Below are 22,524 nucleotides of genomic sequence, written 5' to 3' on the forward strand. Positions count from 1 at the left end.
ACCATGCGCGGAAACATCGCCCAACTGATGCAGCAGGCCCAGAAGATGCAGGAAAACCTGCAGAAGGCCCAGGAAGAAATTGCCAAGATCGAAGTGACCGGCAGCGCCGGTGGCGGCATGGTCAGCGTGACCCTGACCGGCGCCAAGGAATGCCGCAAGGTGCGCATCGACCCGTCGCTGGCCAGCGACCCGGAGATGCTGGAAGACCTGATCGCCGCCGCCTTCAACGACGCCTCGAACAAGATCGATGCCGAGTCGAAGTCGAAGATGGGTTCGGCCACCGCCGGTATGCAGCTTCCGCCGGGCATGAAGCTGCCGTTCTGATTTTCGGCGTGGCACCCGTGCAACCGGGTGCCACGGAACCTGTAGCCGTCGAGCTTGATCGACGCCATGAAAGCATGCCGCCGTGTCTGCACCCTTGCTTGAACAATTGATCGACGCGTTGCGGGTGCTGCCTGGCGTCGGCCAGAAGACCGCGCAGCGCATGGCCTACCACCTGCTCGAACGCGAGCGCGAAGGTGGCCAGCGTCTGGCCGAGACACTGGCATTGGCGGTGGAGCGCATTGGCCACTGCGCACAGTGCCGCGATTTCAGCGAATCCGAGTTGTGCCCGACCTGCGCCAACAGCAGCCGCGAGCGCAGCCAGCTGTGCGTGGTCGAATCGCCCGCCGATCGCCTGGCCATCGAGAACGCCACCGGTTTCCGCGGCGTCTACTTCGTGCTGCAGGGCCGTCTGTCGCCGCTCGATGGCATCGGCCCGCGCGAACTGGGCCTGGAACAGCTGGAGCAGCGCCTGGCCGGAGGCGAGGTGCAGGAACTGATCATCGCCACCAGTGCCACCGTCGAGGGCGAGGCCACCGCGCACTATCTGGCGCAGTTGGCGCGCGCGCGCAAGGTGCAGCCGAGCCGCCTGGCGCAGGGCCTGCCACTGGGCGGTGAACTCGAATACGTCGATCGCGGCACGCTCTCGCACGCGTTCGGAACGCGCAGCGAATTCCGCGATTGAACGCCGGCCGGGCATCCGCCGGCGCGGCCGGCCTACAATGCGGATGACATTTCCGCCGAGGCCGAACATGAGCACTGAAACCCTCTTCAGCAAGATCATCCGTCGCGAGATCCCGGCCACCATCGTCTACGAGGATGACGAGGTGCTGGGCTTCAAGGACATCGCACCGCAGGCGCCGGTGCATGTGCTGTTCATTCCAAAGAACGAGATCATTCCGACCCTGGATGACCTGCAGCCCTCGCAGGCACACCTGATCGGCAAGCTGGCGCTGGCCGCTGCCGAGTACGCGCGCCGCGAAGGGTTCGCACAGGACGGCTACCGCATCGTGATGAACTGCCGTGAAGATGCCGGGCAGACCGTGTTCCACATCCACATGCACCTGCTGGCGGGTGCACAGCTGGGGCATTTCGGTACGCCGGGGCGTTGAAGCCCCTATCCACGCAGGAGTACCACGGGTACCCCGCTGTAGATCCACGCCATGCGTGGATGAAAAAGGCCGCCCGAGGGCGGCCTTTTCCGTCACGCGTGCCGGTTGGCGATCACCACCAACCCCAACGGCCGTAACCGCCCCAGTACGGGCCATACGGACCCGGGCCCCACGGACCATAGGGGTAGGGCACCACGTCGACCTGGCGCTGTTCCGGCCACAGGTAGATCACATCGGCCGACAGCTTCGGCAGGCGGTAGTCGTAGTCCCCGATGCGGGTGTTCTGGTAGCCATCGATCTTGCCGATGAAGGTCACGTCACGGCCTGCTTCAAACACGGCCGGGTCGTAGAAGCCGGCGCGGCAGGCGATGAAGCGGCCGTCGCTGGCGTCGGACGAGGTGGTGTTCGGGCGGCCGCTGGCGTTGAGCGGGCGCGAGATCATCTGGAAGCAGGTCTCGCCCTGGCCGGGCTTGGTTTCGATGATGCGACCGCCCCAACGGACCGGCGTGCCGACCTGCTGGGTGGCGACCGAATCGCGCGGGGAGACCAGGCTGAACTGTCCCTGCAGCGGCTTTGGGGCCGTGGCGCAGGCCGACAGGGCCAGCGTGGCCACAGCGGTGAGGAGGAACTTGGTGTTCATGGGGAGGCTCCGGAAGTCGGGCGATGCCTGCGCAGGTCCCGCAATAATGAAGCGAGGTCGGTGCAAGTTCCAGCGTAACGCGCGTCGGCGAAACGCTGGCTGAGTGCGAGCAGGGCGGGATCGGGACGTTGGGCATGGACCCGCCGTGCCCAGTCCTGCGCGGTTTCGTGGGGTTGCCGGCCCAGCCCGAGGCGGGCATAGCGCCGGCCCAGCCCGCGCCAGGCACGCAGCAGCGGGTCACGTTCGCGCTCGCCCCGGGCCAGCAGCCAGGCCATCCACGCCAGGGCCAGCACCGTTGCCACCACGAAGCCAGCGACAAGTTGCGTGGGGCCGAGATCATCCAGTCCGAACGGCTTGAGCAGCTGCTGCTGGCGGCGCGCATCGAAGGAGAGCACCAGGTCGTTCCAGCCGCGGCGCAGCCAGTCGCCCATCTGCCCCAGCTGCTGCCAGCGTTGCCGCAGCGGGCTGTCGGTACCTGCCTGCAGGCGGTCGTCGAGGGTATCGAGGATGCGTTCCGGTGCCACTGCGGCGGTAGGGTCGACCCGTACCCAGCCGCGCTGCGGCAGCCATACCTCGGCCCAGGCGTGGGCGTCCATCCGCCGCACGATCCAGTAGTCGCCAAGGCGGTTGTAGGTGCCACCAGCAAAGCCGGTCACCACCCGCGCCGGAATGCCGGCGTTGCGCATGAGTACCACGAAGGCGGAACTGAAGTGTTCGCAGAAGCCGGCCTTGTAGCCGAACAGGAACTCGTCGACCGGATCGCGTCCCGCCGGTGGCGTCTGCAGCGTGTAGGAGAAATCGGTGGTGATCCATTGCAGCGCGCGGCGGACGATGGCTTCGTCATCACCGCCGGCATCCTGCCGCCATTGCTGCGCCAGTGTGGCGGTGCGCGGGTTGAAGCCGCTGGGCAACTGCAGCGCGGCCCGTCGCAGATAGGGCGACAGCGTGCTGTCGAAGCGTTGAGGTGGCGCCGAATGCAGTCGCCAGCGGCTCAGCGACGCCAGTGGCCGCTCGCTGCTCAGGCTCATGTCAGCATCCAGCGTGCTGCCTGCTGGGGCGCGGCTGGGCAGGTCCAGTGCCACCAGCTGGCGCCGGTCGGTGGGCTCGTAGTCGATCTGGTAGTCCCAGTCCTGCGTGCCGGCCTCGACCACGGCCGCCGGTCGTCGCTCGCTGGCGCGGTCACGTGTCCAGCGCCGGCCATCGAAGGCGGTCAGTACCGGCCCTCGCCAGTAGCGTTGCATCGGCTCGGGCACCGCACCGAAGAACTGCACGCGCAGCGCCGGGGCGTCGTCGGCCATCAGGTCCAGCCACTGGCCGGGTTCCATGCTGTCGGACAGCCCCGGCGTGCCGACCGCGCGCTCGGGAACGCCCCATAGCGGGGTCGCCAACCGCGGGAACAGCCAGAAGCAGGCCAATGCCAGTGGCAGGCCGATCGCCAGCAGGCGGCCAACGCCGCGCAGCTGCCCTCGCAGTGGCAGGTGGCCGGCGTGGCCTTCATCCCCGGCCAGGCGCTGCAGGGCGAGCAACGCGCTGATCCCCGCCAATGCGGCCAACACGGTGGTCAGTGGCCCCTGGTCGAGCAGGAATGCCGCAAACGGGGAAAACAGCGCGAAGCCGAGCAGGCTGCGGGCATCGCGCCGGCTGCGCAGTTCGCTGGACTTGATCGCCAGCATCGCTGCCAGCAGGGCGCAACCTGTATCGCGCCCGGGTCGAACCATCCCCATCTGCCAGACGATGGCACCGAGCATGGCCAGCACCAGCAGCAGGCGCACCGGCATGGGCAGTACCTTCCGCCACGACAGGGCTGCAGTCACGAGCGCCGCGGCCGCGATCACGCCAGCCAGCAGGGGCGGCAGCTGCAGCAGCAACGGCAACAGCGCCAATGCCGCGCTGGCCAGGGTCCAGTTGCGGGCATTGCGGTCGAGGGCGGGCGTGGTTTCAGTCATGCGGCATCAATGCCAGTGCGCGCAGGCACAGGTGGTGGTGACTGGCGCCCTGCCCGGGCCCGAACGGTGGATGTGCAGGCAGCAGCAGGGTGTAGCGGCGGCCTTCGCGCTCGGCCATGTCGACCCATCGTGCCAAACGCGCGATGCGTGCTTCATGGCCCAGCGGAGACAGCCTGCGCCAGTCGAGGATGACTTCGATGCCGACTGGCTTTTCGTACTCGCGCACCAGCAGGCTGTCGCGGCGTGCCGAGTGCTTCCATGAAATGCTGCGTGGTGCATCGCCCGCACGATAGGGCCGCAGCTGATGCAGTTCCTCGCCACTGGCATGGGCGCGGGTATGCAGCGGATCGTTGCCGCTTTCCGGCAGTGCAGGCGCCAGCGCTTCGGGTTGCGGATAGACCAGCAGCGTTTGTTCCGGCCACACCCACGACCATGCCCGGACCAGGCCCAGTGGCTGGGTGGTGGACAGGCGGATGCGTGGCAGTTCCAGCCAGCCGCGGCGTTCGGTGGTGACCTGCAGCTCCACTTCGCCACGGCCGTGCGCAGGCAGTGACATCCAGGCTTCGCTGTCACCCAGCTGCAGGTGCAGGCCGTGGCGTGCGCGCGGATCGTGCAGTGACAGGTCCACGCGCAGGCGCAGCGGTTGTCCGGCCGGAGCCGGTTCGGCGGAGATCGCATCGATCTGCACGCCCGACAGCTGCAGGTGCGCGGCGATGGCGCTGGCGATCGCCGCTGCCGCCAGCAGCAGGGCCAGCAGCAACGCCGGGTTGTTGTTGTAGTTCAGTGCGCCCAGCAGCATTGCCGCCAGCAGCGTGGCGACGAACAGGCCGAAGCGGGTGGGCAGCACGTAGATGCGATGGCGGTCCAGGCGCTGCGGCAGTGCTTCAGGCCTGCGCGGGCGTGCCAGCAGTTGCAGTCGTGCCCAGCGCGTGGCCACCCTCAATCCACCGCAACGGTCTGCAGGATGGCTCGTGCCAGTGCCGGCCCCGAGCTGGACTCGGCTTCGGCCACCAGGCGATGACCGGCCACCGCCACGAACAGGGTCTGCACGTCCTCGGGCACCACGTGGCCGCGGCCCAGCAGCAGTGCATGCGCCCTGGCCGCGCGCAGCAGCGCAAGGCCGGCACGCGGTGACAGGCCCACGCGCACGCCGGCGTGCTGGCGGCTGCGGGTCAGCAGGGCCTGCACGTAGTCGACCAGTGCATCGCTGGCATGGACCTGGCCGACGGCCTCACGCAGCGCGCGTACCTGAGTGTCATCCAGCTTCGGTACGGCACGTGCGATCAGGTCACGACGATCGGTGCCGCGCAGCAGTTCGCGTTCGGCCTGCGCGCTTGGGTAGCCCATCGCCAGTCGCAGCAGGAAACGGTCCAGCTGCGAATCCGGCAGCGGGAAGGTGCCGGACAGGTCCACCGGGTTCTGCGTGGCGATCACGAAGAACGGATCGGGCAGGGGGTGGGTCTGTCCATCCAGGGTGACCTGCTGTTCGGCCATCGCCTCCAGCAGCGCGCTCTGCGTGCGCGGTGGCGCGCGGTTGATCTCATCGGCCAGCAGCACGTGGGTGAATACCGGCCCTGGATGGAACTGGAACTGGCGGCTGCCGGCTTCGTATACCGAGACGCCCAGTACATCGGCGGGCAGCAGGTCGGAGGTGAACTGCACGCGCTGGAAGCTGAGGCCCAGGCTGCTGGCCAACGCATGCGCCAGCGTGGTCTTGCCCAGGCCGGGCAGATCCTCGATCAGCAGATGACCACCGGAAAGCAGAGCGACAAAGGCCAGCCTGACTTCCGGCACCTTGCCCAGCACCAGTGCGTTTACCTGATCCTGTGCCTCCCGCAGGGCCTGGCGCAGTTGATCGGTTAGCATGGTGGGATTGGGGGACGAGGCTGGCATGATCGTCTCAGGTCTGGAATCCATTCGATTATCCATAGAGCAATGCAAGGCGAACAGCGCGCGCGGACAATATTTCTCTGGTTATGGACGCTGGTCACAGCGGCCAAGCTGGTGGTGGCTGCGCGCCTGCCACTGTTCGTTGACGAGGCGTTCTACTGGCAGGAAGGCCAGCATCTGGCCGCCGCGTATTCGGACCTTCCCGGACTGACCGCATGGCTGGCGCGCCTGGGGGTGGAGATCGGTGGCCACCATGTGCTCGCGTTGCGCCTGCCGTTCCTGGCCATCGGCGCGCTGCTGCCGTTGCTGGTGGTGCGCACTGCCACGCGCTGGTTCGGCAATGTGGCTGGTTGGCAGGCGGGCAGCCTCACGCTGTTGATGCCTTTGTCGGCGACGCTGGGCCTGCTGGCGGTGCCGGATGTACCTATGGCGCTGGCCGCGGTGATCTGCCTGCACGCCGGTGCACGGCTGCTGCACAACGTCGATGCATCGTCGGCGATGAAGCTTGCGCTGGGCCTGTCGATCGGAGCGCTCAGTCACTACCGTTTCATCGGTGTCATCGGCGTGGGCTTCATCGCGCTGCTGGCGCTGCCGCAGGGGCGGCGCATGCTGGCCGATCCGCGCGTATGGGTCGCACTGGCGGTAGGCGTGCTGGCCTGGCTGCCGCTGCTGGCATGGAATGCGGACAACCACGACGCTGGCCTGAAGTTCCAGGTGGTCGAGCGCCATCCCTGGACGTTCGAATGGAACGGGCTGTGGTTCCTGGTGATCCAGCCGATGCTGGTCACCCCGATCCTGTGCATGGCGATGTGGAAGGTGGCGGTGGCCGGTACCCGCAGGGGCGGCGGCACGCGTGTGCAGTGGCGCTACTTCGGCCTGGTCGGGGGCGTATCCACGCTGGGCATCTTCCTGCTGGGCTTCTTCACCGACGTCGAGCGGATCAGTTTCCATTGGCCACTGCCGGGCTACCTGGCCCTGCTGGTGGCGGTGCCGGTGGTGCTCAACGGCTGGCCACGCTGGCTGCGGCGCACCGGCTGGTGGCTGGCCGGCGCAGGCATGGTGCTGGCGTTCGGCTATTACCTGATGGCCTCCACGCCTGCGTTGCGTGAGCAGCTGGCAGGCAGCAAGTACTACCCGCGCAATTTCGCTGGCTGGCAGCCGTTGGCGATGACGGTGCGCGAAGAGTTGCAGCAGATGCCGGCGGGCACGCGGGTGCTGGCGGGGAACTTCAAGGTTGGCGCCGAGCTGGGCTTCCAGCTCGGCAATGGCGATATCGAAGTGCTGCCGCACCCGCTCAACGACAAGCATGGGCGCACCGCGCAGCTGGCGCAGTGGGGTCTGCTGCATGAAGGCAAGCGCTCGGCGCCGATGCTGCTGGTGCTTTCACCCAGCGATCAGCGTTACCGCGATCTGCTGGCGCGCTATCACGCCATCTGCGAGCAGGTGGGGCCGTTGCCGGCGCCGCGGGTGGTCAGCAGTGACCATGGCTTCCAGCGGTTCCTGCTGTTCCGCCTGCCGGCGCAGCGTGCGCCGGGGGCGTGCGTGACTCCGGCAATGGCGTGGCTGGATACCCCTTCCAACGGCGAAAAGGTGTCCGGCGTGCTGGCCATCAAGGGGTGGGCGTTCAAGGACGGTGTCGGCCTGGCACGGGTTGAAGTGCTGGTCGATGGCCGCTCGGTGGGGGATGCGCGCTATGGCCGCGCATTCGACGTGCGCCAGACCTGGCCGGACAGCACTGACCCGCAGCATCCGGCGGTGGGCTTCGATGCGTCATTGGACACGACCACGCTGGCGCCCGGGCGGCATTGGCTGGGCCTGCGCCTGCACGGCCGCGATGGCAGCGTGGAGGAATGGCAGGAGCAGCCGTTCGAGGTTCGCGGGCGCTGAGGCGGCGCGCGGTCCAGGTTGGTCGCGTACTCCGGGTTGGTTGCGCGTGCCAGGTTGGTCGGGTGCTCCACGTTGGTCGGGTGCTCCGGGTTGGTAGAGTCGACTGTTAGTCGACTGCTCTTCCAGCCGCTGGCAAAACCCCGCGCTGCGCGCGATAGTCGACTGACAGTCGACTCTACCCGGCTTGGGTCCTACCCGGCCCAGGTCCGGCCTGTTTCCGCGATCGGTGCCGGCAGTCAGCGTGCCGCCTTCAGGGCACCGCGAACCCTGCCTGGCGCAGCAACCCGCACAGCGCGATCAGCGGCAGGCCGATCAGCGCGGTCGGGTCGCGGTTGTCGATTGCTTCGAACAGGCTGATGCCCAGGCCCTCGCACTTGAAGCTGCCGGCGCAGTCCAGCGGCTGTTCGGCGGCCACGTAGCGGGCGATCTCCTCCTGGCCCAGCGCGCGGAAACGGACCTCGGTCAGATCCACGGCGCTGAGTGATTCTCCGTCTCGTGTGAGACTGATTGCGGTATGGAAGCGTACCGTCTGCCCGGACATCGCCGCCAGCTGCGCGCAGGCCGCCTTGGCCGTGCCCGGCTTGCCCAGCGGCCACCCGTTCAGGTCCGCCACCTGGTCCGAGCCGATCACCCAGGCGCCGGGGTAGCGGGCGGCGACCTCGGCCGCCTTGGCCGTGGCCAAGCGCGTCGCCACGGCCAGTGGCGTCTCACCGTTCAACGGGGTTTCATCCACCTCCGGGCGGGCGCAGTCGAAGGGCAGGCCCAGCCGCTGCAGCAGCTCGCGGCGGTAGCGGGAGGTGGAGGCCAGGACCAGTGACATGCGACAATTCCGGGGCGGGGCGCGGCAGTCTGGCCCGTGTGCGGCGCCAGCAGCAAGTCCTGTATGGCGGGCATTTGACAGCAGCCCCCCCGATCCTTAGTATTCAGCGGCTTATGTCCGCGAACGTGCCCGAATCGCTGGATGCTTGGCGGATGGTCGTAGCGCGCAGGCGCTTCGACGGCCAGGTCTCCCTGGCTGAATTGACCCGCCTGCAGGGGCTGGTCGCAGATACCGACGGTGAGTGTTCCTACTCGCTTGAATTCGGTCGCGACGAAGTCCTGCGGGTATCCTATGTGGAACTGACCATCGACACCGCGTTGCCGCTGACCTGTCAGCGCAGCATGCAGCGATTCCTGTTGCCGGTGAAGGTGACCCAGAGGCTTGGCCTGATCCGCGACGAGGACGAGGAATCGTCCCTGCCGGAGGAGTACGAGGCGTTGCTGGTGCCGGAAGACGGCCAGCTGCGTCCGCTGGACCTGGTCGAAGACGAGTTGGTGCTGGCGGTGCCGGTGGTACCGCTGTCGCCCGACGGTGAAGCAGTCGACAAGGACTGGGCACCGAGCGAAGAAGAAACGAAGAAGGCCAACCCGTTCGCGGCGTTGGCGGCATTGAAGAAACAATAGCAGCCGGATTGTCGTCGGCGGCTGCGGCGAAAGCGAAAGTGTGCTGGGCGCTGGCGTCCTGCGCGACGATACGACGAAGCAAAACGAACCGAGTTTGGAGCAATCCCATGGCTGTGCAGAAATCCCGTGTTACCCCGTCCCGCCGCGGCCAGCGCCGTTCGCATGACGCCCTGAGCGCCAAGCAGCTGTCGACCGACCCGACCACCGGCGAAGTGCATCTGCGTCACCACATCACTGCCGATGGTTTCTACCGCGGCAAGAAGGTCATCCAGACCAAGACCTCGGCCGTCGAAGAAGATTGATGTGCCGGGAAGGCCGCTGCCCCCGGGCAGCGGCCTTTGCCCTCTTTCCCGGGCGTGCCGGTGATCGGCGGCCCGCGCAACAGGAAACATGATGAGCAAGCGGATCTATTCGAGGATCGCGGGCACCGGTAGCTATTTGCCGGAAAAAGTCCTGACCAACGCCGACCTGGAAAAAATGGTCGAAACCTCGGATGAGTGGATCCAGTCGCGCACCGGAATTCGTGAACGGCACATCGCGGCCGAAGGCGAAACCACCAGCGACCTTGGCTACCAGGCCGCGTTGCGCGCACTTGAAGCGGCCGGTATCGACGCTTCGCAGCTCGACATGATCGTGGTCGGTACGACCACGCCTGACCTCATTTTCCCCTCCACCGCGTGCCTGATCCAGGCCAAGCTCGGTGTTGCGGGGTGCCCTGCCTTTGACGTCAACGCCGCCTGTTCGGGCTTCGTGTTCGCGTTGGGCGTGGCCGACAAGTTCATCCGTTCCGGCGACTGCAGGCATGTGCTGGTGATCGGCACCGAAACGCTGACCCGCATGGTCGACTGGAACGATCGCACCACCTGCGTGCTGTTCGGCGATGGCGCCGGCGCCGTCGTGCTCAAGGCCGACGAAGAAACCGGCATCCTCAGCACCCACCTGCATGCCGACGGCAGCAAGAAGGAGCTGCTGTGGAACCCGGTGGGCGTCTCGACCGGCTTCAAGGACGGCGCCAACGGGGGTGGCACCATCAACATGAAGGGCAACGACGTGTTCAAGTACGCCGTCAAGGCGCTGGACTCGGTCGTGGACGAGACCCTGGCCGCCAATGGCCTGGACAAGTCCGACCTGGATTGGCTGATTCCGCACCAGGCCAACCTGCGCATCATCGAAGCCACCGCCAAGCGCCTGGACATGTCGATGGACCAGGTGGTGGTGACTGTCGACAAGCACGGCAACACCTCGTCCGGTTCGGTGCCGCTGGCGCTGGACGCCGCAGTGCGCTCGGGCCGCGTCGAGCGTGGGCAGCTGCTGCTGCTGGAAGCCTTCGGCGGAGGCTTCACGTGGGGTTCGGCCCTGCTGCGCTATTGATAGCGCAAGTTACGACAATGTGAAGCTTGTCGTTACGGCCCCACTGGGGCCGTAACGCGTTTATAGGAGTACCTGTCATGGTTGAGCCCATCGTCATCGAAGGGCAGCGCGCCTGGCTGAAGCAGTACGGCAAGGGAGGCCGCGCACTGGCCCTGGGCCTGCTCAATTTCGTTGCCCGCCGTTTCCATCTGGACGCCCTGCGTCCGCCACCGCACCGCGGCGGTGATGCCGCCCGCGAAACCGAAGCCCGTCGCCTGGGAGAACTGCAGGCGCAGGGCGTGAACGTGCCCGACGTGCTGGGCAGCGGCCACGCCGCGCTGGTGATCGGTGACAACGGCAGCTCGTTCAACACCTGCCTGCGCCAGGCCGACGAGGCCGGCCGCGACCGGCTGGTGATGGCTGCCATGCAGGCCATCGCCGAAGCGCATGCGCGCGGCGCCTATTTCGGCCAGCCGCTGCCGCGCAACCTCACCTGGGACGGGCAGAGCGTGGGCTTCATCGACTTCGAGGAAGATCCGCTGGAAGTGATGGATCTGTCCGAAGCGCAGGCCCGCGACTGGCTGATGTTCGGCTACGGCGTGGCCAAGTACTACGCCGACCGCCCCGAGCAGCTGCAGGCGATGATGGCCGAGGCGATGGGCGATGCCCAGGCGCCGGTGCGCGAGCATGTGCATGCGGTCAGCGGCCGGCTGCGCAGCCTGGCCCGGGTGTGCATGAAGCTGGGCCGTTCAGCGCGCGCGCTGGCCCATTCGATCTTCATCGCCCATGGCGCCAGCACGGCGGGCGTGCTGATGCTGGTGGGCCTGTGCGTGGATTTCCTCGCCGACGGCGACCTGGACGTGCTGCAGCTGTTCTGCTGACGCCGTGCGCTTGCCCGGCTGCGCTCCATACGCCTGCATACGCGCACGTACAGACGACACAGCGGATTCGCCCTTATCATGGCCCGCTTCGATTGCAACAAGCGGATGACCGCGTGACCGTATCCACCCTCGCTTTTGTCTTCCCCGGCCAGGGCTCGCAGTCTGTGGGCATGGTGGCCGAGCTGGCCGAACTGCACCCGCAGGTGCGTGAAGCCTTCACCGAGGCATCCGATGGTGCCGGCGTCGACCTGTGGGCGCTGTCCCAGGGTGGCCCGGAGGAAATGCTCAACCGTACCGAATACACCCAACCGGCGCTGCTGGCCGCGAGCATCGGCGTGTGGCGCGCCTGGAACGCCGTGGGCGGTCCGCGCCCGTCGGTGCTGGCCGGCCACAGCCTGGGCGAGTACACCGCCCTGGTTGCCGCTGGCGCGCTGAGCCTGCATGACGGTGCACACCTGGTTCGCCTGCGCGGCCAGCTGATGCAGGAAGCTGCACCGGCCGGTGTCGGCGCCATGGCCGCCGTGCTCGGCGCCGAAGACCAGCTGGTGCTGGACGTCTGTGCCGAAGCTGCAGGCAGCCAGGTGGTGGTGCCGGCCAACTTCAACTCGCCGGGCCAGATCGTGATCGGTGGCGACGCCGATGCGGTCGACCGCGCGCTGGCGTTGCTGGCCGAGAAGGGCGTGCGCAAGGCGGTCAAGCTGGCCGTGAGCGTGCCCTCGCACACCCCGCTGATGCGCGAAGCCGCCAACCGCCTCGCCGAAGTGATGGCCGGCCTGTCCTGGCAGGCGCCGCAGCTGCCGGTGGTGCAGAACGTCGATGCCAAGGTGCACGAGGGTGTGGACGCGATCCGTACCGCGCTGGTGCAGCAGCTGTACCAGCCGGTGCAGTGGACCGGGTGCGTGCAGGCGCTGGCCGGCCGTGGCATCACCCAGATCGCCGAGTGCGGCCCGGGCAAGGTGCTTACCGGTCTGGTCAAGCGCATCGACAAGGCCATCGACGGCCGTTCGCTGGCCACCCCGGGCGACTTCGAAGCCGCCCGCGAGGCATGGTCGGCCTGACTCCCCCTGTTCCTGCCGACCGTACCGGTGGCCGCTGGACGCGGCACGGGTGCGACGGCCGCCCCAGCCTGAGGAAAACATCATGAGCAAGCCCCTGCAGGGTGAAATCGCACTGGTCACCGGTGCCAGCCGCGGCATTGGTGCCGCCATCGCCGATCTGCTGGCCGCCCAGGGCGCCACCGTCATCGGCACCGCCACCACCGAATCCGGTGCCGCCGCCATCGGCGAGCGCCTGGCTGCCCACGGCGGCCACGGCCGCGCGCTGAACGTGACCGACGCTGCCGCGCTGGACAGCGTGCTGGACGGGATCGCCAAGGAGTTCGGCCCGATCTCGATCCTGGTCAACAATGCCGGCATCACCCGCGACAACCTGCTGATGCGCATGAAGGACGAGGACTGGGCGTCGATCATCGACACCAACCTGACCAGCGTGTTCCGCACCAGCAAGGCGGTCATGCGCGGCATGATGAAGGCGCGCAAGGGCCGCATCATCAACATCGCATCGGTGGTGGGCGTGACCGGCAATGCCGGCCAGGCCAACTACGCGGCCGCCAAGGCCGGCATCATCGGCTTCAGCAAGTCGCTGGCCAAGGAAATCGGTTCGCGCGGTGTTACCGTCAATGTGGTCGCTCCCGGCTTCATCGACACCGACATGACCAAGGCGTTGCCGGAAGAAGCGCGTACCGCGCTGATCAACGACATCGCCCTCGAACGCCTGGGTTCGCCGGAGGACATCGCCCATGCGGTGGCCTTCCTGGCCAGCCCGGCTGCCGGTTACATCACCGGCGAAACCCTCCATGTGAACGGTGGCATGTACATGCCGTAAGCAAGGGGCGCAGGGATTGCGCCGCAAGTGGTTGATCTGCTGGGGTTTTTGCTGCAATGCAAGGCCGCGCCGGTTTCCACTACACTATCCCACGGCCATCGCCTTTGATGGCGACCACTTTTGAACCACAACTCCATCTGGAGCGAGATCCCATGAGCACCATCGAAGAACGCGTCAAGAAAATCGTCGTCGAACAGCTTGGCGTCAAGGAAGAAGAAGTCACCAACAGCGCATCGTTCGTCGATGACCTGGGCGCTGACTCGCTGGACACCGTCGAGCTGGTGATGGCCCTGGAAGAAGAATTCGAGTGCGAGATCCCGGACGAAGAAGCCGAGAAGATCAGCACCGTGCAGGCCGCCATCGACTACGTCAAGGCCCACGTCAAGGCCTGATGTCAGACGGCAGTGCGCGTGCGGGTCATCCTCGCCGCGCACCGCACCCCATGGGGCCGCTGTTGCGGCCCCGTGTGTTTGAGCATCACATCGAAGCAAACCGAGTTGCCCGTAGAATCCATCCGGGTCAGGAGAAACAGCAATGAAGCGTCGCGTCGTCGTAACCGGCCTGGGTATCGTCTCGCCGTTGGGCAATGATCTGGCCAGCAGCTGGGAAGGCATCACCCACGGTCGTTCGGGCATCGGTCCGCTGACCAACGTTGCTGATGCCTACGTGGATCGGTTCACCACCAAGATTGCAGGTGAGGTCAAGGGATTCGACATCACCGCCGACAATGAACTGTTCGGCAAGTATCGGGTCAGCGGCAAGGATGCCAAGAAGATGGACCCGTTCATCCATTACGGCCTCGGTGCCTCGTTCATGGCCCTGCACGACTCGGGCCTGGAGATCACCGACGCCAATGCCGAGCGCATCGGCGCCATCGTCGGCGCCGGCATCGGCGGCCTGCTCGGCATCGAAGAGCAGACCATCGAGTTCCACGAGGGCAAGAAGATCTCGCCCTTCTACGTGCCCAAGACCATCATCAACATGCTGCCGGGCCAGCTGAGCATCATCACCGGCCTGAAGGGCCCGTCGTTCTCGGCGGTGTCGGCGTGCGCGACCTCGAACCATTCGATCGGTACCGCGATGCGCATGATCCAGTACGGCGATGCCGACGTGATGGTGGTCGGTGGTGCCGAGCGTGGCTCGTCGCCGACCGCGCTGGGCGGCTTCTGCGCGATGAAGGCCATGAGCACCCGCAACGACGCCCCGGAACAGGCCTCGCGCCCGTGGGACAAGGACCGTGACGGCTTCGTGCTGGGCGACGGCGCCGGCATCCTGATCCTGGAAGAGTACGAGCACGCCAAGGCACGCGGCGCGAAGATCTACTGCGAACTGGCCGGTTTCGGTGCCAGCTCCGACGCGTACCACATGACCGCCCCGAGCGAGAACGGCGAAGGCGCCGCGCGCTGCATGGTCATGGCCATGAAGGACGCCGGCGTGACCCCGGAACAGGTGGGTTACCTCAACGCGCACGGCACTTCCACGCCGCTGGGCGACCTGGGCGAGACCATGGCGATGAAGACCGCCTTCGGCGACCACGCCTACAAGATGATGGTCAGCTCCACCAAGTCGATGACCGGCCACCTGCTGGGCGCCGCCGGTGGCGTGGAAGCGATCTTCTCGGTGATGGCGCTGCAGGACAACATCATTCCGCCGACCATCAACCTGGAACAGCCGGGCGAAGGCTGCGACCTGGACTACGTGCCCAACGAAGCACGCCAGGCCAAGGTGGACGTGGTGATGTCCAATGGCTTCGGCTTCGGCGGCACCAACGGCACGCTGATCTTCAAGCGCGTCTGACCGGCATCGTCGCGCCGCGACCCATCGGCAATCCGACAAACGGATCAACGCCGTGCACCACGGAGCCGCCGCAAGGCGGCTTCCGTGCATCTGAACCCCCGAACTGGCCATCATGACCCACGCACCGCTGATCCACCCGCTGCCGCACCCGATCGATCTGTTGGCGCTGCAACAGCACGACCCGGCGCGTTTCCCGCTGCTGATGGAATCCACCGCCTCGGGCACCGCCCAGGGCCGCTGGAGCCTGCTGCTGGCCGCGCAGGGCGAGGGCCTGCGGCTGGACGCCGATGGCCAGGTGCGTGACCTGCACGACGCCGTGCAGCCCGGCACGTTCCTGCAGGCGCTGGATCGCGCGTGGCAGGCCGAACGCCTGCCACATGACGGCAGCCACAGCCTGCCGTTCCGCGGCGGCTGGGCGCTGATGCTGGATTACGAAGTGGCCAGTCAGATCGAACCGGTGCTGCCGGCGCGTGCACGTGACGATGGCGGCCCGACCGCCGTGGCGCTGCGTTGCCCGGCCGCCGTGCTGCACGACCATCACAACGACGCCAGCTTCGTCATCGCCGAAGCCGGTGAGCAGGTATTGCTGGATGCGCTGGTAGCACTGGCCTCGGCGGCGTTGCCCGACGCCGGGCAGGGCTGGCAGCCGCCGCAGTCGGTGGGCGAGGATGCGCCGCAGCGCTTCACCGACGGCGTGCGCCGGGTGATCGAGTACCTGCGTGCCGGCGACGTGTTCCAGGTGAACCTGTCGCGGCGCTGGGGCGCGCAGTTCGCTGCGCCGGTCAGCCCGCAGGCGCTGTATGCACAGCTGCGCCGCGCCAACCCGGCGCCGTTTGCCGGCCTGTTCAGCGCGCATGGCCGCCATGTGGTCAGTTCCTCGCCGGAGCGGCTGGTGTCGGTGCACGCCGGCCACGCGCAGACCCGTCCGATTGCCGGCACGCGTCCGCGCTTCGAGGGCGACGATGATGCCGCGCGCATCCAGGAGCTGGTCGGTCACCCCAAGGAGCGCGCCGAGCACGTGATGCTGATCGACCTGGAGCGCAACGACCTCGGTCGCATCTGCCTGCCGGGCACCGTGGTGGTCGATGAGCTGATGACCGTGGAGAGCTACGCGCACGTGCATCACATCGTCAGCAACGTCAGCGGCCATCTGCGACCGGAGATCACGCCCGGCGAGGTGATCGCCGCCACGTTCCCGGGCGGCACCATCACCGGCTGCCCCAAGGTGCGCTGCATGCAGATCATCAGCGAACTGGAGCAGGTGCCGCGCGGTGCCTATACCGGCGCCTTCGGGTGGCTGAACCGCGATGGCGACCTGGACCTGAACATCCTGATCCGCACCGCTGAAGTGGATGGCCACGAGGTCAGCTTCCGCACCGGCGCCGGCATCGTGGTGGACTCGGACCCGGACAAGGAACTGGACGAGACCCGCGCCAAGGCGCGCGGCCTGCTGCGGGCGCTGGGCCAGCAGGGCTGATTGACCGCCCCCGCCGGGCATGACCCGGCGCTGCCGGTTCCGGTTTTGGTGGGTGCCGATCTTGGTCGGCACGGATGCGGGTGTCTGCCTCCCCGGTCATGACCCCACACCACCGGCACGGTATCCTGCACGACGGAATCGAGTTCAGAGGTAGTCCATGGCGGGAGCCAAGCGCGGGTGTCTGTTCGTGGTAACGCTGGTGGTGGTGCTGGCCGCCGTCGTGGCCGGCGTGGGCGCGTGGTTCTTCTACCAGCAGACCCGCTTCGCCGATGCTCCGATCACCCCCACTGCCGAAAGCGTGGTCATTGCCAGTGGCGATGGCATGAACAGCGTGCTGCGCAAGCTGCGCGACGCGGGTGTGGATGAAGGCCAGGACACCCAATGGCAACTGCTTGCGCGTCAGCTCGATGCCGCCGGCAAGCTGAAGGTGGGCGAGTACGCGCTCAGTGGGGAGCTGACCCCGCGCGAGCTGCTGCTGCGCATGCGCGCCGGCAAGGTGCTGCAGCACCGCGTCACCCTCGTGGAGGGTTGGAACATCCGCCAGCTGCGTGCCGCGCTCAAGCGCGCCGAACCGCTGCTGCACACCACCGACAACCTGGATGACGCCGCGTTGATGCAGCGTCTCGGCTTCGGTGGCCAGCATCCGGAAGGCCGCTTCCTGCCGGAGACCTACGTCTACCAGCGCGGCGACAGCGACCTGGACGTGCTCAAGCGCGCCCACGCCGCGATGGAAAAGGCACTGGATGAAGCCTGGGAAAGCCGCGCACCAGATCTGCCGATCAACACGCCCTACGAACTGCTGACGATGGCCTCGATCATCGAGAAGGAAACCGCGCTGGCCAGCGAGCGCCCGCAGATTGCCGGCGTGTTCATGCGTCGCCTGAAGATCGGCATGCGCCTGCAGACCGACCCGACCGTGATCTACGGCATCGGTGCCGCGTATGACGGCAACATCCGCCGCCGCGACCTGACCACCGATACGCCGTACAACACCTATACCCGTGCCGGCCTGACCCCGACCCCGATTGCCATGCCCAGCCGCGATGCACTGATGGCCGCCGCGCAACCCGCAGCGGGCGACGCGCTGTACTTCGTCGCCGTGGGCGATGGCAGTGGCGCACACGTGTTCTCGCCCAGCCTGGACCAGCACAACGCCGCAGTCGCCCGCTACCTGCAGCAGCTGCGCCAGCAACGTACCAAGGAGACCTCGGCGCAATGAGTCCCGCGCTGCTTCGCCACCCGCGTTTCGTCAGCCTGGAAGGCGGCGAGGGCGCAGGCAAGACCACCGCCATCAACGCCATCCGTGACTGCCTGCGCAGCCACGGCCACGAGGTGGTGCTGACCCGCGAGCCGGGCGGCACGCCGCTGGCCGAGCGCATCCGCGGCCTGGTGCTGAAGCCCGATGCCGAGATCGCCGTCGAACCGCTCAGTGCCGAGGCCGAACTGCTGCTGGTGTTCGCCGCGCGCGCGCAGCATGTGCGCCAGGTGATCCAGCCGGCACTGCAGCGCGGCGCCTATGTGCTGAGCGATCGCTTCACCGATTCCAGCTACGCCTACCAGGGCGGTGGCCGTGGGCTCGATCCGCAGTGGATTGCCGATCTGGAGCGCCGCGCGGTCGGCCTGTTGCCGGGCCTGACCCTGCTGCTGGATGTGGACGTGGCCATCGGCCGCGCGCGCGCCAACGGCCGTGACCTGTGGCCGGACCGCATCGAAAGCGAGCAGGACGATTTCTTCCAGCGCGTGCGCGAAGTATTCCGCGGCCGTGCGCAGCAGGATCCGCAGCGCTTTGCGTTGATTGATGCGGGCCAGGAGCAGGAACGCGTGGCGGCCGATGTGGTCGCGCGTGTCGAGCGCTGGCTGCAGGAAGGGGAGGGCGCATGAGCACGTTCTCGCCCTGGCAGCAGCGCGCGTTCGACCAGACCGTGGCCGCGCTCGATGCCGGTCGCCTCGGTCATGGCCTGCTGATCTGCGGGCCGGCCGGGCTGGGCAAGCGTGAGGTGGCGCTGGCATTGGCCGACCACGTGCTGGCCCGCGGTGACGCCGCGCATGCCACGCGCACGCGCCAGCTGATCGCCGCGGGTACCCATCCGGACCTGCAGCTGGTCAGCTTCATCCCGAACAAGAGCGGCGACAAGCTGCGCACCGAGATCGTCATCGAGCAGGTGCGCGAGATCACCGACAAGCTGGCGCTGACCCCGCAGTACGGCGTGGCGCAGGTGGTGATCGTCGACCCGGCCGATGCGATCAACCGTTCGGCCGCCAATGCGCTGCTGAAGACCTTGGAAGAGCCGCAGCCGGGCCGCTACCTGTGGCTGATCAGCAGCGATCCGGCGCGCCTGCCGCAGACCATCCGCAGCCGCTGCCAGCGCCTGGAGTTCAAGCTGCCGCCGCAGCACGAGGCGCTGGCCTGGCTGCAGCAGCAGGGCCATAGCGAGGCCTCGGCGCGCGAAGCGCTGGAGGCTGCACGCGGCCATCCCGGCCAGGCCGACAACTGGCTGCGCGAAGATGGCCTGAGCCTGCGCCGCGAAGTGGGTCGCGAGCTGGAACAGCTGGCCGCCGGCAAGACCGGTGCGGTGGAGCTGGCGCAGAAGTGGTGTGGTGACGACAACGCAGCGCTGCGCCTGCGCTTTGCCGCCGACCTGGCGCTGGCCCAGGCCAGCACCGATGCCTTGACCACGCCGGAGCGATTGCACAAGCTTGCAGCCTGGTTCGATGCGGCCAACCGCACCCGCGACCTGCTGCGCACCACGGTGCGTGCAGACCTTGCGGTGGTCGAGTTGCTGCTGGCCTGGAACAAGGTGAACGAGCGGCCTGCCGCAAGGGGAAATCGATGAGTGCCAGCAACGCCCGCCAGGGCATCCTGTCCCTGGCCGTGAAGGACAAAGCCGCGCTGTACAGCGCGTACATGCCGTTCGTGAAGAACGGCGGCATCTTCGTGCCCACGCCCAAGCGTTACTTCCTGGGCGACGAAGTGTTCCTGCTGCTGACCCTGCCCGATTCCAGCGAGCGCCTGCCGGTGGCCGGCAAGGTGATCTGGGTGACCCCGGCCGGCGCGCAGGGCAACCGCACCGCCGGCATCGGCGTGCAGCTGGCCGACGGCGCCGAAGGCGAGGGCGTACGCCACAAGATCGAGACCCTGCTGGCCGGCCTGACCAGCTCGGACAAGCCGACCCATACGATGTGATTCCGGTAGCGCCGGGCCATGCCCGGCGACGACCTCGAAACACCCGTGAACACGAATGTGAAAAACTGTTGACGGCCTCTGAAAAGCCCCTATAATGAGCGGCTCAGCAACACACCGGGCGGTTAGCTCAGCGGTAGAGCATTGCCTTCACACGGCAAGGGTCACAGGTTCGATCCCTGTACCGCCCACCATGTTGTTATCGATGATAAAGGCCACCCGAATAGGGTGGCCTTTGCATTTCTGCTTTGAGAACTGCGCAAAAACTGACCTAAAGCGCCCGCGGCTGTGTCGATTCCGGCTATCAGGTGGATCACTACCATAGCTGTGAGAGCAACAAACAATGGCTCGGTCCGAGTCGTCGTTGGCGTCAAGTCTTGTCATGCGCGTCGTCGAGTCGCACCCTATGGGGCAATCCAAGGGGGATTCGCAAGTGCCAGAGGAAGCGCCAAAAATGCCTGCTGCGCGCAAGAGAGCAATGGCCAAAGAGGTAGTTGGTCCGACTCCGCCTCAGGCGCAGGCTCCCGACTGGAAAAACCATCCCGTTCTGATCGTCGGCGGCGCAGTTGTCGCAACGGCCATAACGTGCCTGACGTACTTCAATCAATTTGCACTTCCGCAGCGAACCGCGGCCTTGGAGCATAAGGCCAGTCAGGCGACAGAAGAGGCCAATAGGCTCACGGACGCGCTAGGTGTCGAGCATGACTTGAACAAGAAGCTCCAAAGAGATGTCGCGGGTCTCCAAAAGCGTGAAAAAGAGTTGTCAGGGCTTTTGTCAGAGTCCAGAGCAATCAATATGTTCCAAGCGGGAAGTGCATATCCAAATGGATTTTCATTGGTGAAGGTTGGAATGACTGAGGCGGATGTATTCAAGTCATATCCGGTTGATTCAATTACGCCAAATGAGCGCGGCTATCTGAGTGTGAAGTTTGAAAATTCTCCTTTTTCATCAGCCACTTACTACTTTGATGAAAATACAGAGAGTAAGATCATTACTCATATTTTATTCATGGTTAATTATAAGTTCCGGCAAGGTCAGTTGGGGCTCGTCAAGCGCATGTCGGAGAATCTTGGCAAGCCATTCGTCATCCCGCCCGACTATTACGCATGGCCTGCTTCTGGAAATGTCAATGTTTTCATGGGTGACGACACATCCTATATCGTAATGCGCCCTGGATCTCGACCTGCAAGTTGGCCAACAGAGAAAGAGAATGAGATCGTCTGCAAGGCGGCTGCGCAGGCGAAGGGAGTCTGTCCCATCAATCAATAAGTGGGTTCCTGTAGTACTGTTGCCTGAGATCCTATTCAACTAATCAGTACGGGCCGTCGTTTAGACAGTGATTGGCCTCGCGCACCAGTTGCCGTGCGGCCACGATCAGTCCGTCGGTATGGAAGGCGCCCAGCTGTTCTTCCGGGCCGGCCTCGGCACGCGCTCGGTCGGCGGCCTGCAGCAGATCGAGCACTGCGCTGAGCCCGGACATCGAGCGGCGCAGCGAGGCGTGATTGCTGGCGCCGAGGGTGAGGTTGCGGCACGGCTGCCCGTCCTCGCCATCGGCGTGGCTGATGGCGTTGAGGCAGGCGAAGAAGGTGGGCGACTGCATGGGCAGGTTCTGTTCCTGCAAGGCGCATTCGATCTCGTGCGCAAGGTCTTCAGGCACGTCGGTGGCGATGTTGCCGATCAGGGCGTGCAGGCGGGGATGGATGGCGGTGCGGTTGGTCATGGCGAAACCCTCACTGGCGTAGGTCCACCTTCCGGAGCGAAGGTGGCGGACGGTGCGGGTTGGCGTACCAAGGCAAACAAGCTTCAAGGGAGAAGAACGCCTGGCGGATCTGGTGATCCCCACACACCGTCCGCCATTGAGGACAGTCGGTGCATTCTCTCAGCTGCGATTGTTTTCGCAGGCCTTGAAGCTTGTTCGTTTATTCGAGACGCCAATCCCGGCCCAGGCAATCTGCCTCGGCGCGGCGATCATCACGCCGGGCAATCACATCGGTCTGTAGGGAAAGTTCTCAACTTTCCCTAGGCAGGCCAGACGTTTTCCGTTGTGTGCCGTGCAACACCTGCGAGTAGTGCGGCACGTCACTGATGGCGCAGATCGCCGCCCCTGCCGACCGTGCGCATGACGCCTGCGGAGCCGCGCCGCCATGCCAATCACGTCACCTCGCGCGGGAGAGGGGGCATGTCACGAATGAAGGCAGAGGGTTCCATCCCTGCGCTGTTCCGCCGCCCCGGGCAGGCGTAGTCTCAGCCTGTCACCGTACCCATCCACGCTGGAGTGCCACCATGCCGCTCGCCCGCATCGATCTTCGCAAAGGTAAATCCGCCGACTACCTGCAACGTGTCGGCGAAACCATCTACCAGGCCATGCGCGCGGTGGGCGTGCCGGAAAACGACCGCTTCCAGATCTTCCAGGAACACGAGCCAGGCACGCTGATCTACGACGCCAGCTACCTGGGCGTGGACCGCACCGACGATTTCATCTGCATCCAGATCACCTGGAACGAAGGGCGCACGCTGGAGCAGAAGAAGGCGCTGTATGCCGGCATTGCTGATGGCCTGCACGCGGCAGTGGGCATCCGCCGCGAGGATGTGTTCATCAACCTGGTGGAAGTGAAGAAGGAGAACTGGTCGTTCGGGAGCGGGGTTGCGCAGTACGTGAGTTGATGCGCGAAAAGCATCCACGCATGGCGTGGATCTACCGAGCTTGGTCGAGG

General features: G+C 66.3%; 25 protein-coding genes and 1 tRNA gene. 20 read left to right on the plus strand and 6 right to left on the minus strand.

Annotated features, from left to right (window positions below):
• The first annotated feature begins 3 nt into the window (after positions 1–3).
• From QRO91_RS05360 to QRO91_RS05370, 3 genes are all read left to right on the plus strand, one after another.
• Complete coding sequence (locus QRO91_RS05360; protein ID WP_004154630.1) at positions 4–324, plus strand: YbaB/EbfC family nucleoid-associated protein; 321 nt, start codon at positions 4–6, stop codon at positions 322–324.
• Between the two features lie 82 nt (positions 325–406).
• Positions 407–1,006: a recombination mediator RecR gene (gene recR, locus QRO91_RS05365; protein ID WP_049430204.1), complete on the plus strand. Its 600-nt coding sequence runs from the start codon at positions 407–409 to the stop codon at positions 1,004–1,006.
• 67 nt (positions 1,007–1,073) lie between these two features.
• Complete coding sequence (locus QRO91_RS05370) at positions 1,074–1,433, plus strand: histidine triad nucleotide-binding protein (RefSeq protein WP_049430202.1); 360 nt, start codon at positions 1,074–1,076, stop codon at positions 1,431–1,433.
• Positions 1,434–1,545: 112 nt separating this feature from the next.
• On the opposite strand, the gene QRO91_RS05375 is transcribed toward QRO91_RS05370, so the two are convergent.
• From QRO91_RS05375 to QRO91_RS05390, 4 genes are read right to left on the minus strand one after another with little or no spacing between them, the layout of a single operon-like run.
• Positions 1,546–2,073 carry a Slp family lipoprotein gene (locus tag QRO91_RS05375; RefSeq protein WP_008265847.1) on the minus strand — a complete coding sequence of 176 codons (528 nt, stop codon included), beginning with the start codon at positions 2,071–2,073 and terminating at the stop codon, positions 1,546–1,548.
• Positions 2,070–4,019: a DUF3488 and transglutaminase-like domain-containing protein gene (locus QRO91_RS05380; protein ID WP_197619852.1), complete on the minus strand. Its 1,950-nt coding sequence runs from the start codon at positions 4,017–4,019 to the stop codon at positions 2,070–2,072. Before QRO91_RS05380 ends, QRO91_RS05375 begins: the two co-directional genes overlap by 4 nt.
• Complete coding sequence (locus QRO91_RS05385) at positions 4,012–4,956, minus strand: DUF58 domain-containing protein (RefSeq protein WP_197619851.1); 945 nt, start codon at positions 4,954–4,956, stop codon at positions 4,012–4,014. Before QRO91_RS05385 ends, QRO91_RS05380 begins: the two co-directional genes overlap by 8 nt.
• Positions 4,957–4,958: 2 nt before the next feature.
• Entirely contained in the window at positions 4,959–5,912 is a 954-nt protein-coding gene (locus tag QRO91_RS05390) for a MoxR family ATPase (RefSeq protein ID WP_049430196.1), read from the minus strand.
• A 42-nt stretch (positions 5,913–5,954) separates the two neighbouring features.
• On the opposite strand from QRO91_RS05390, the gene QRO91_RS05395 reads away from it, so the two are divergent.
• Positions 5,955–7,796 carry a glycosyltransferase family 39 protein gene (locus QRO91_RS05395; RefSeq protein WP_197619850.1) on the plus strand — a complete coding sequence of 614 codons (1,842 nt, stop codon included), beginning with the start codon at positions 5,955–5,957 and terminating at the stop codon, positions 7,794–7,796.
• Positions 7,797–8,046: 250 nt separating this feature from the next.
• Here QRO91_RS05395 and QRO91_RS05400 read toward each other — a convergent pair whose 3' ends face one another.
• Positions 8,047–8,616: a nucleoside triphosphate pyrophosphatase gene (locus QRO91_RS05400; RefSeq protein WP_197619849.1), complete on the minus strand. Its 570-nt coding sequence runs from the start codon at positions 8,614–8,616 to the stop codon at positions 8,047–8,049.
• Positions 8,617–8,729: 113 nt separating this feature from the next.
• Here QRO91_RS05400 and QRO91_RS05405 point away from each other — a divergent pair, with 113 nt between their 5' ends.
• The 15 genes from QRO91_RS05405 to QRO91_RS05475 all read left to right on the plus strand — a co-directional run bounded on the left by QRO91_RS05405 (position 8,730) and on the right by QRO91_RS05475 (position 21,079).
• Positions 8,730–9,239: a YceD family protein gene (locus QRO91_RS05405; protein ID WP_012479287.1), complete on the plus strand. Its 510-nt coding sequence runs from the start codon at positions 8,730–8,732 to the stop codon at positions 9,237–9,239.
• Positions 9,240–9,346: 107 nt separating this feature from the next.
• Positions 9,347–9,541: a 50S ribosomal protein L32 gene (gene rpmF / locus QRO91_RS05410; RefSeq protein WP_005408308.1), complete on the plus strand. Its 195-nt coding sequence runs from the start codon at positions 9,347–9,349 to the stop codon at positions 9,539–9,541.
• A gap of 91 nt (positions 9,542–9,632) precedes the next feature.
• On the plus strand, positions 9,633–10,610 hold the full coding sequence (locus QRO91_RS05415; protein WP_005408309.1) for a beta-ketoacyl-ACP synthase III: 978 nt from the start codon (positions 9,633–9,635) through the stop codon (positions 10,608–10,610).
• Positions 10,611–10,687: 77 nt separating this feature from the next.
• Positions 10,688–11,470 carry a serine/threonine protein phosphatase gene (locus QRO91_RS05420; protein ID WP_197619848.1) on the plus strand — a complete coding sequence of 261 codons (783 nt, stop codon included), beginning with the start codon at positions 10,688–10,690 and terminating at the stop codon, positions 11,468–11,470.
• 113 nt (positions 11,471–11,583) lie between these two features.
• Positions 11,584–12,528, plus strand: coding sequence for an ACP S-malonyltransferase (gene fabD / locus QRO91_RS05425; protein WP_197619847.1), 945 nt, complete (start codon positions 11,584–11,586; stop codon positions 12,526–12,528).
• An 82-nt stretch (positions 12,529–12,610) separates the two neighbouring features.
• Positions 12,611–13,354 carry a 3-oxoacyl-ACP reductase FabG gene (gene fabG, locus QRO91_RS05430; RefSeq protein ID WP_005408312.1) on the plus strand — a complete coding sequence of 248 codons (744 nt, stop codon included), beginning with the start codon at positions 12,611–12,613 and terminating at the stop codon, positions 13,352–13,354.
• A 152-nt stretch (positions 13,355–13,506) separates the two neighbouring features.
• Positions 13,507–13,746, plus strand: a complete 240-nt coding sequence (gene acpP / locus QRO91_RS05435) for an acyl carrier protein (RefSeq protein ID WP_005408313.1) — start codon at positions 13,507–13,509, stop codon at positions 13,744–13,746.
• 142 nt (positions 13,747–13,888) lie between these two features.
• Positions 13,889–15,151: a beta-ketoacyl-ACP synthase II gene (gene fabF / locus QRO91_RS05440; RefSeq protein WP_049430185.1), complete on the plus strand. Its 1,263-nt coding sequence runs from the start codon at positions 13,889–13,891 to the stop codon at positions 15,149–15,151.
• 112 nt (positions 15,152–15,263) lie between these two features.
• A complete protein-coding gene (locus QRO91_RS05445; RefSeq protein WP_197619846.1) occupies positions 15,264–16,628 on the plus strand; it encodes an aminodeoxychorismate synthase component I in 1,365 nt (454 codons plus the stop codon).
• 157 nt (positions 16,629–16,785) lie between these two features.
• Positions 16,786–17,847, plus strand: coding sequence for an endolytic transglycosylase MltG (mltG, locus tag QRO91_RS05450; protein WP_049430182.1), 1,062 nt, complete (start codon positions 16,786–16,788; stop codon positions 17,845–17,847).
• Positions 17,844–18,509 carry a dTMP kinase gene (gene tmk / locus QRO91_RS05455; RefSeq protein WP_197619845.1) on the plus strand — a complete coding sequence of 222 codons (666 nt, stop codon included), beginning with the start codon at positions 17,844–17,846 and terminating at the stop codon, positions 18,507–18,509. The genes mltG and tmk overlap by 4 nt, the downstream gene beginning before the upstream one ends.
• The gene (locus QRO91_RS05460) at positions 18,506–19,462 is read left to right on the plus strand and encodes a DNA polymerase III subunit delta' (protein ID WP_043033674.1); all 957 of its coding nucleotides are present in this window, start codon (positions 18,506–18,508) and stop codon (positions 19,460–19,462) included. The genes tmk and QRO91_RS05460 overlap by 4 nt, the downstream gene beginning before the upstream one ends.
• A complete protein-coding gene (locus QRO91_RS05465; protein WP_004146965.1) occupies positions 19,459–19,812 on the plus strand; it encodes a PilZ domain-containing protein in 354 nt (117 codons plus the stop codon). Before QRO91_RS05460 ends, QRO91_RS05465 begins: the two co-directional genes overlap by 4 nt.
• Positions 19,813–19,928: 116 nt before the next feature.
• Positions 19,929–20,003, plus strand: a tRNA-Val gene (locus QRO91_RS05470).
• A gap of 188 nt (positions 20,004–20,191) precedes the next feature.
• Positions 20,192–21,079, plus strand: a complete 888-nt coding sequence (locus tag QRO91_RS05475) for a hypothetical protein (protein WP_197619843.1) — start codon at positions 20,192–20,194, stop codon at positions 21,077–21,079.
• A gap of 43 nt (positions 21,080–21,122) precedes the next feature.
• Here the strand turns inward: QRO91_RS05475 and QRO91_RS05480 are convergent, their stop codons facing one another.
• On the minus strand, positions 21,123–21,530 hold the full coding sequence (locus QRO91_RS05480; RefSeq protein WP_197619842.1) for a hypothetical protein: 408 nt from the start codon (positions 21,528–21,530) through the stop codon (positions 21,123–21,125).
• A 563-nt stretch (positions 21,531–22,093) separates the two neighbouring features.
• Between QRO91_RS05480 and QRO91_RS05485 the strand changes: the two genes are divergently transcribed.
• Positions 22,094–22,474 (plus strand): tautomerase family protein, encoded by a 381-nt coding sequence (locus QRO91_RS05485; protein WP_049430176.1) that lies wholly within the window; start codon positions 22,094–22,096, stop codon positions 22,472–22,474.
• Positions 22,475–22,524: the final 50 nt, after the last annotated feature.

Origin of the sequence: Stenotrophomonas maltophilia group sp. Smal32 (assembly GCF_030237085.1) — a bacterium.
Taxonomy (GTDB): Bacteria; Pseudomonadota; Gammaproteobacteria; order Xanthomonadales; family Xanthomonadaceae; genus Stenotrophomonas; species Stenotrophomonas maltophilia_Q.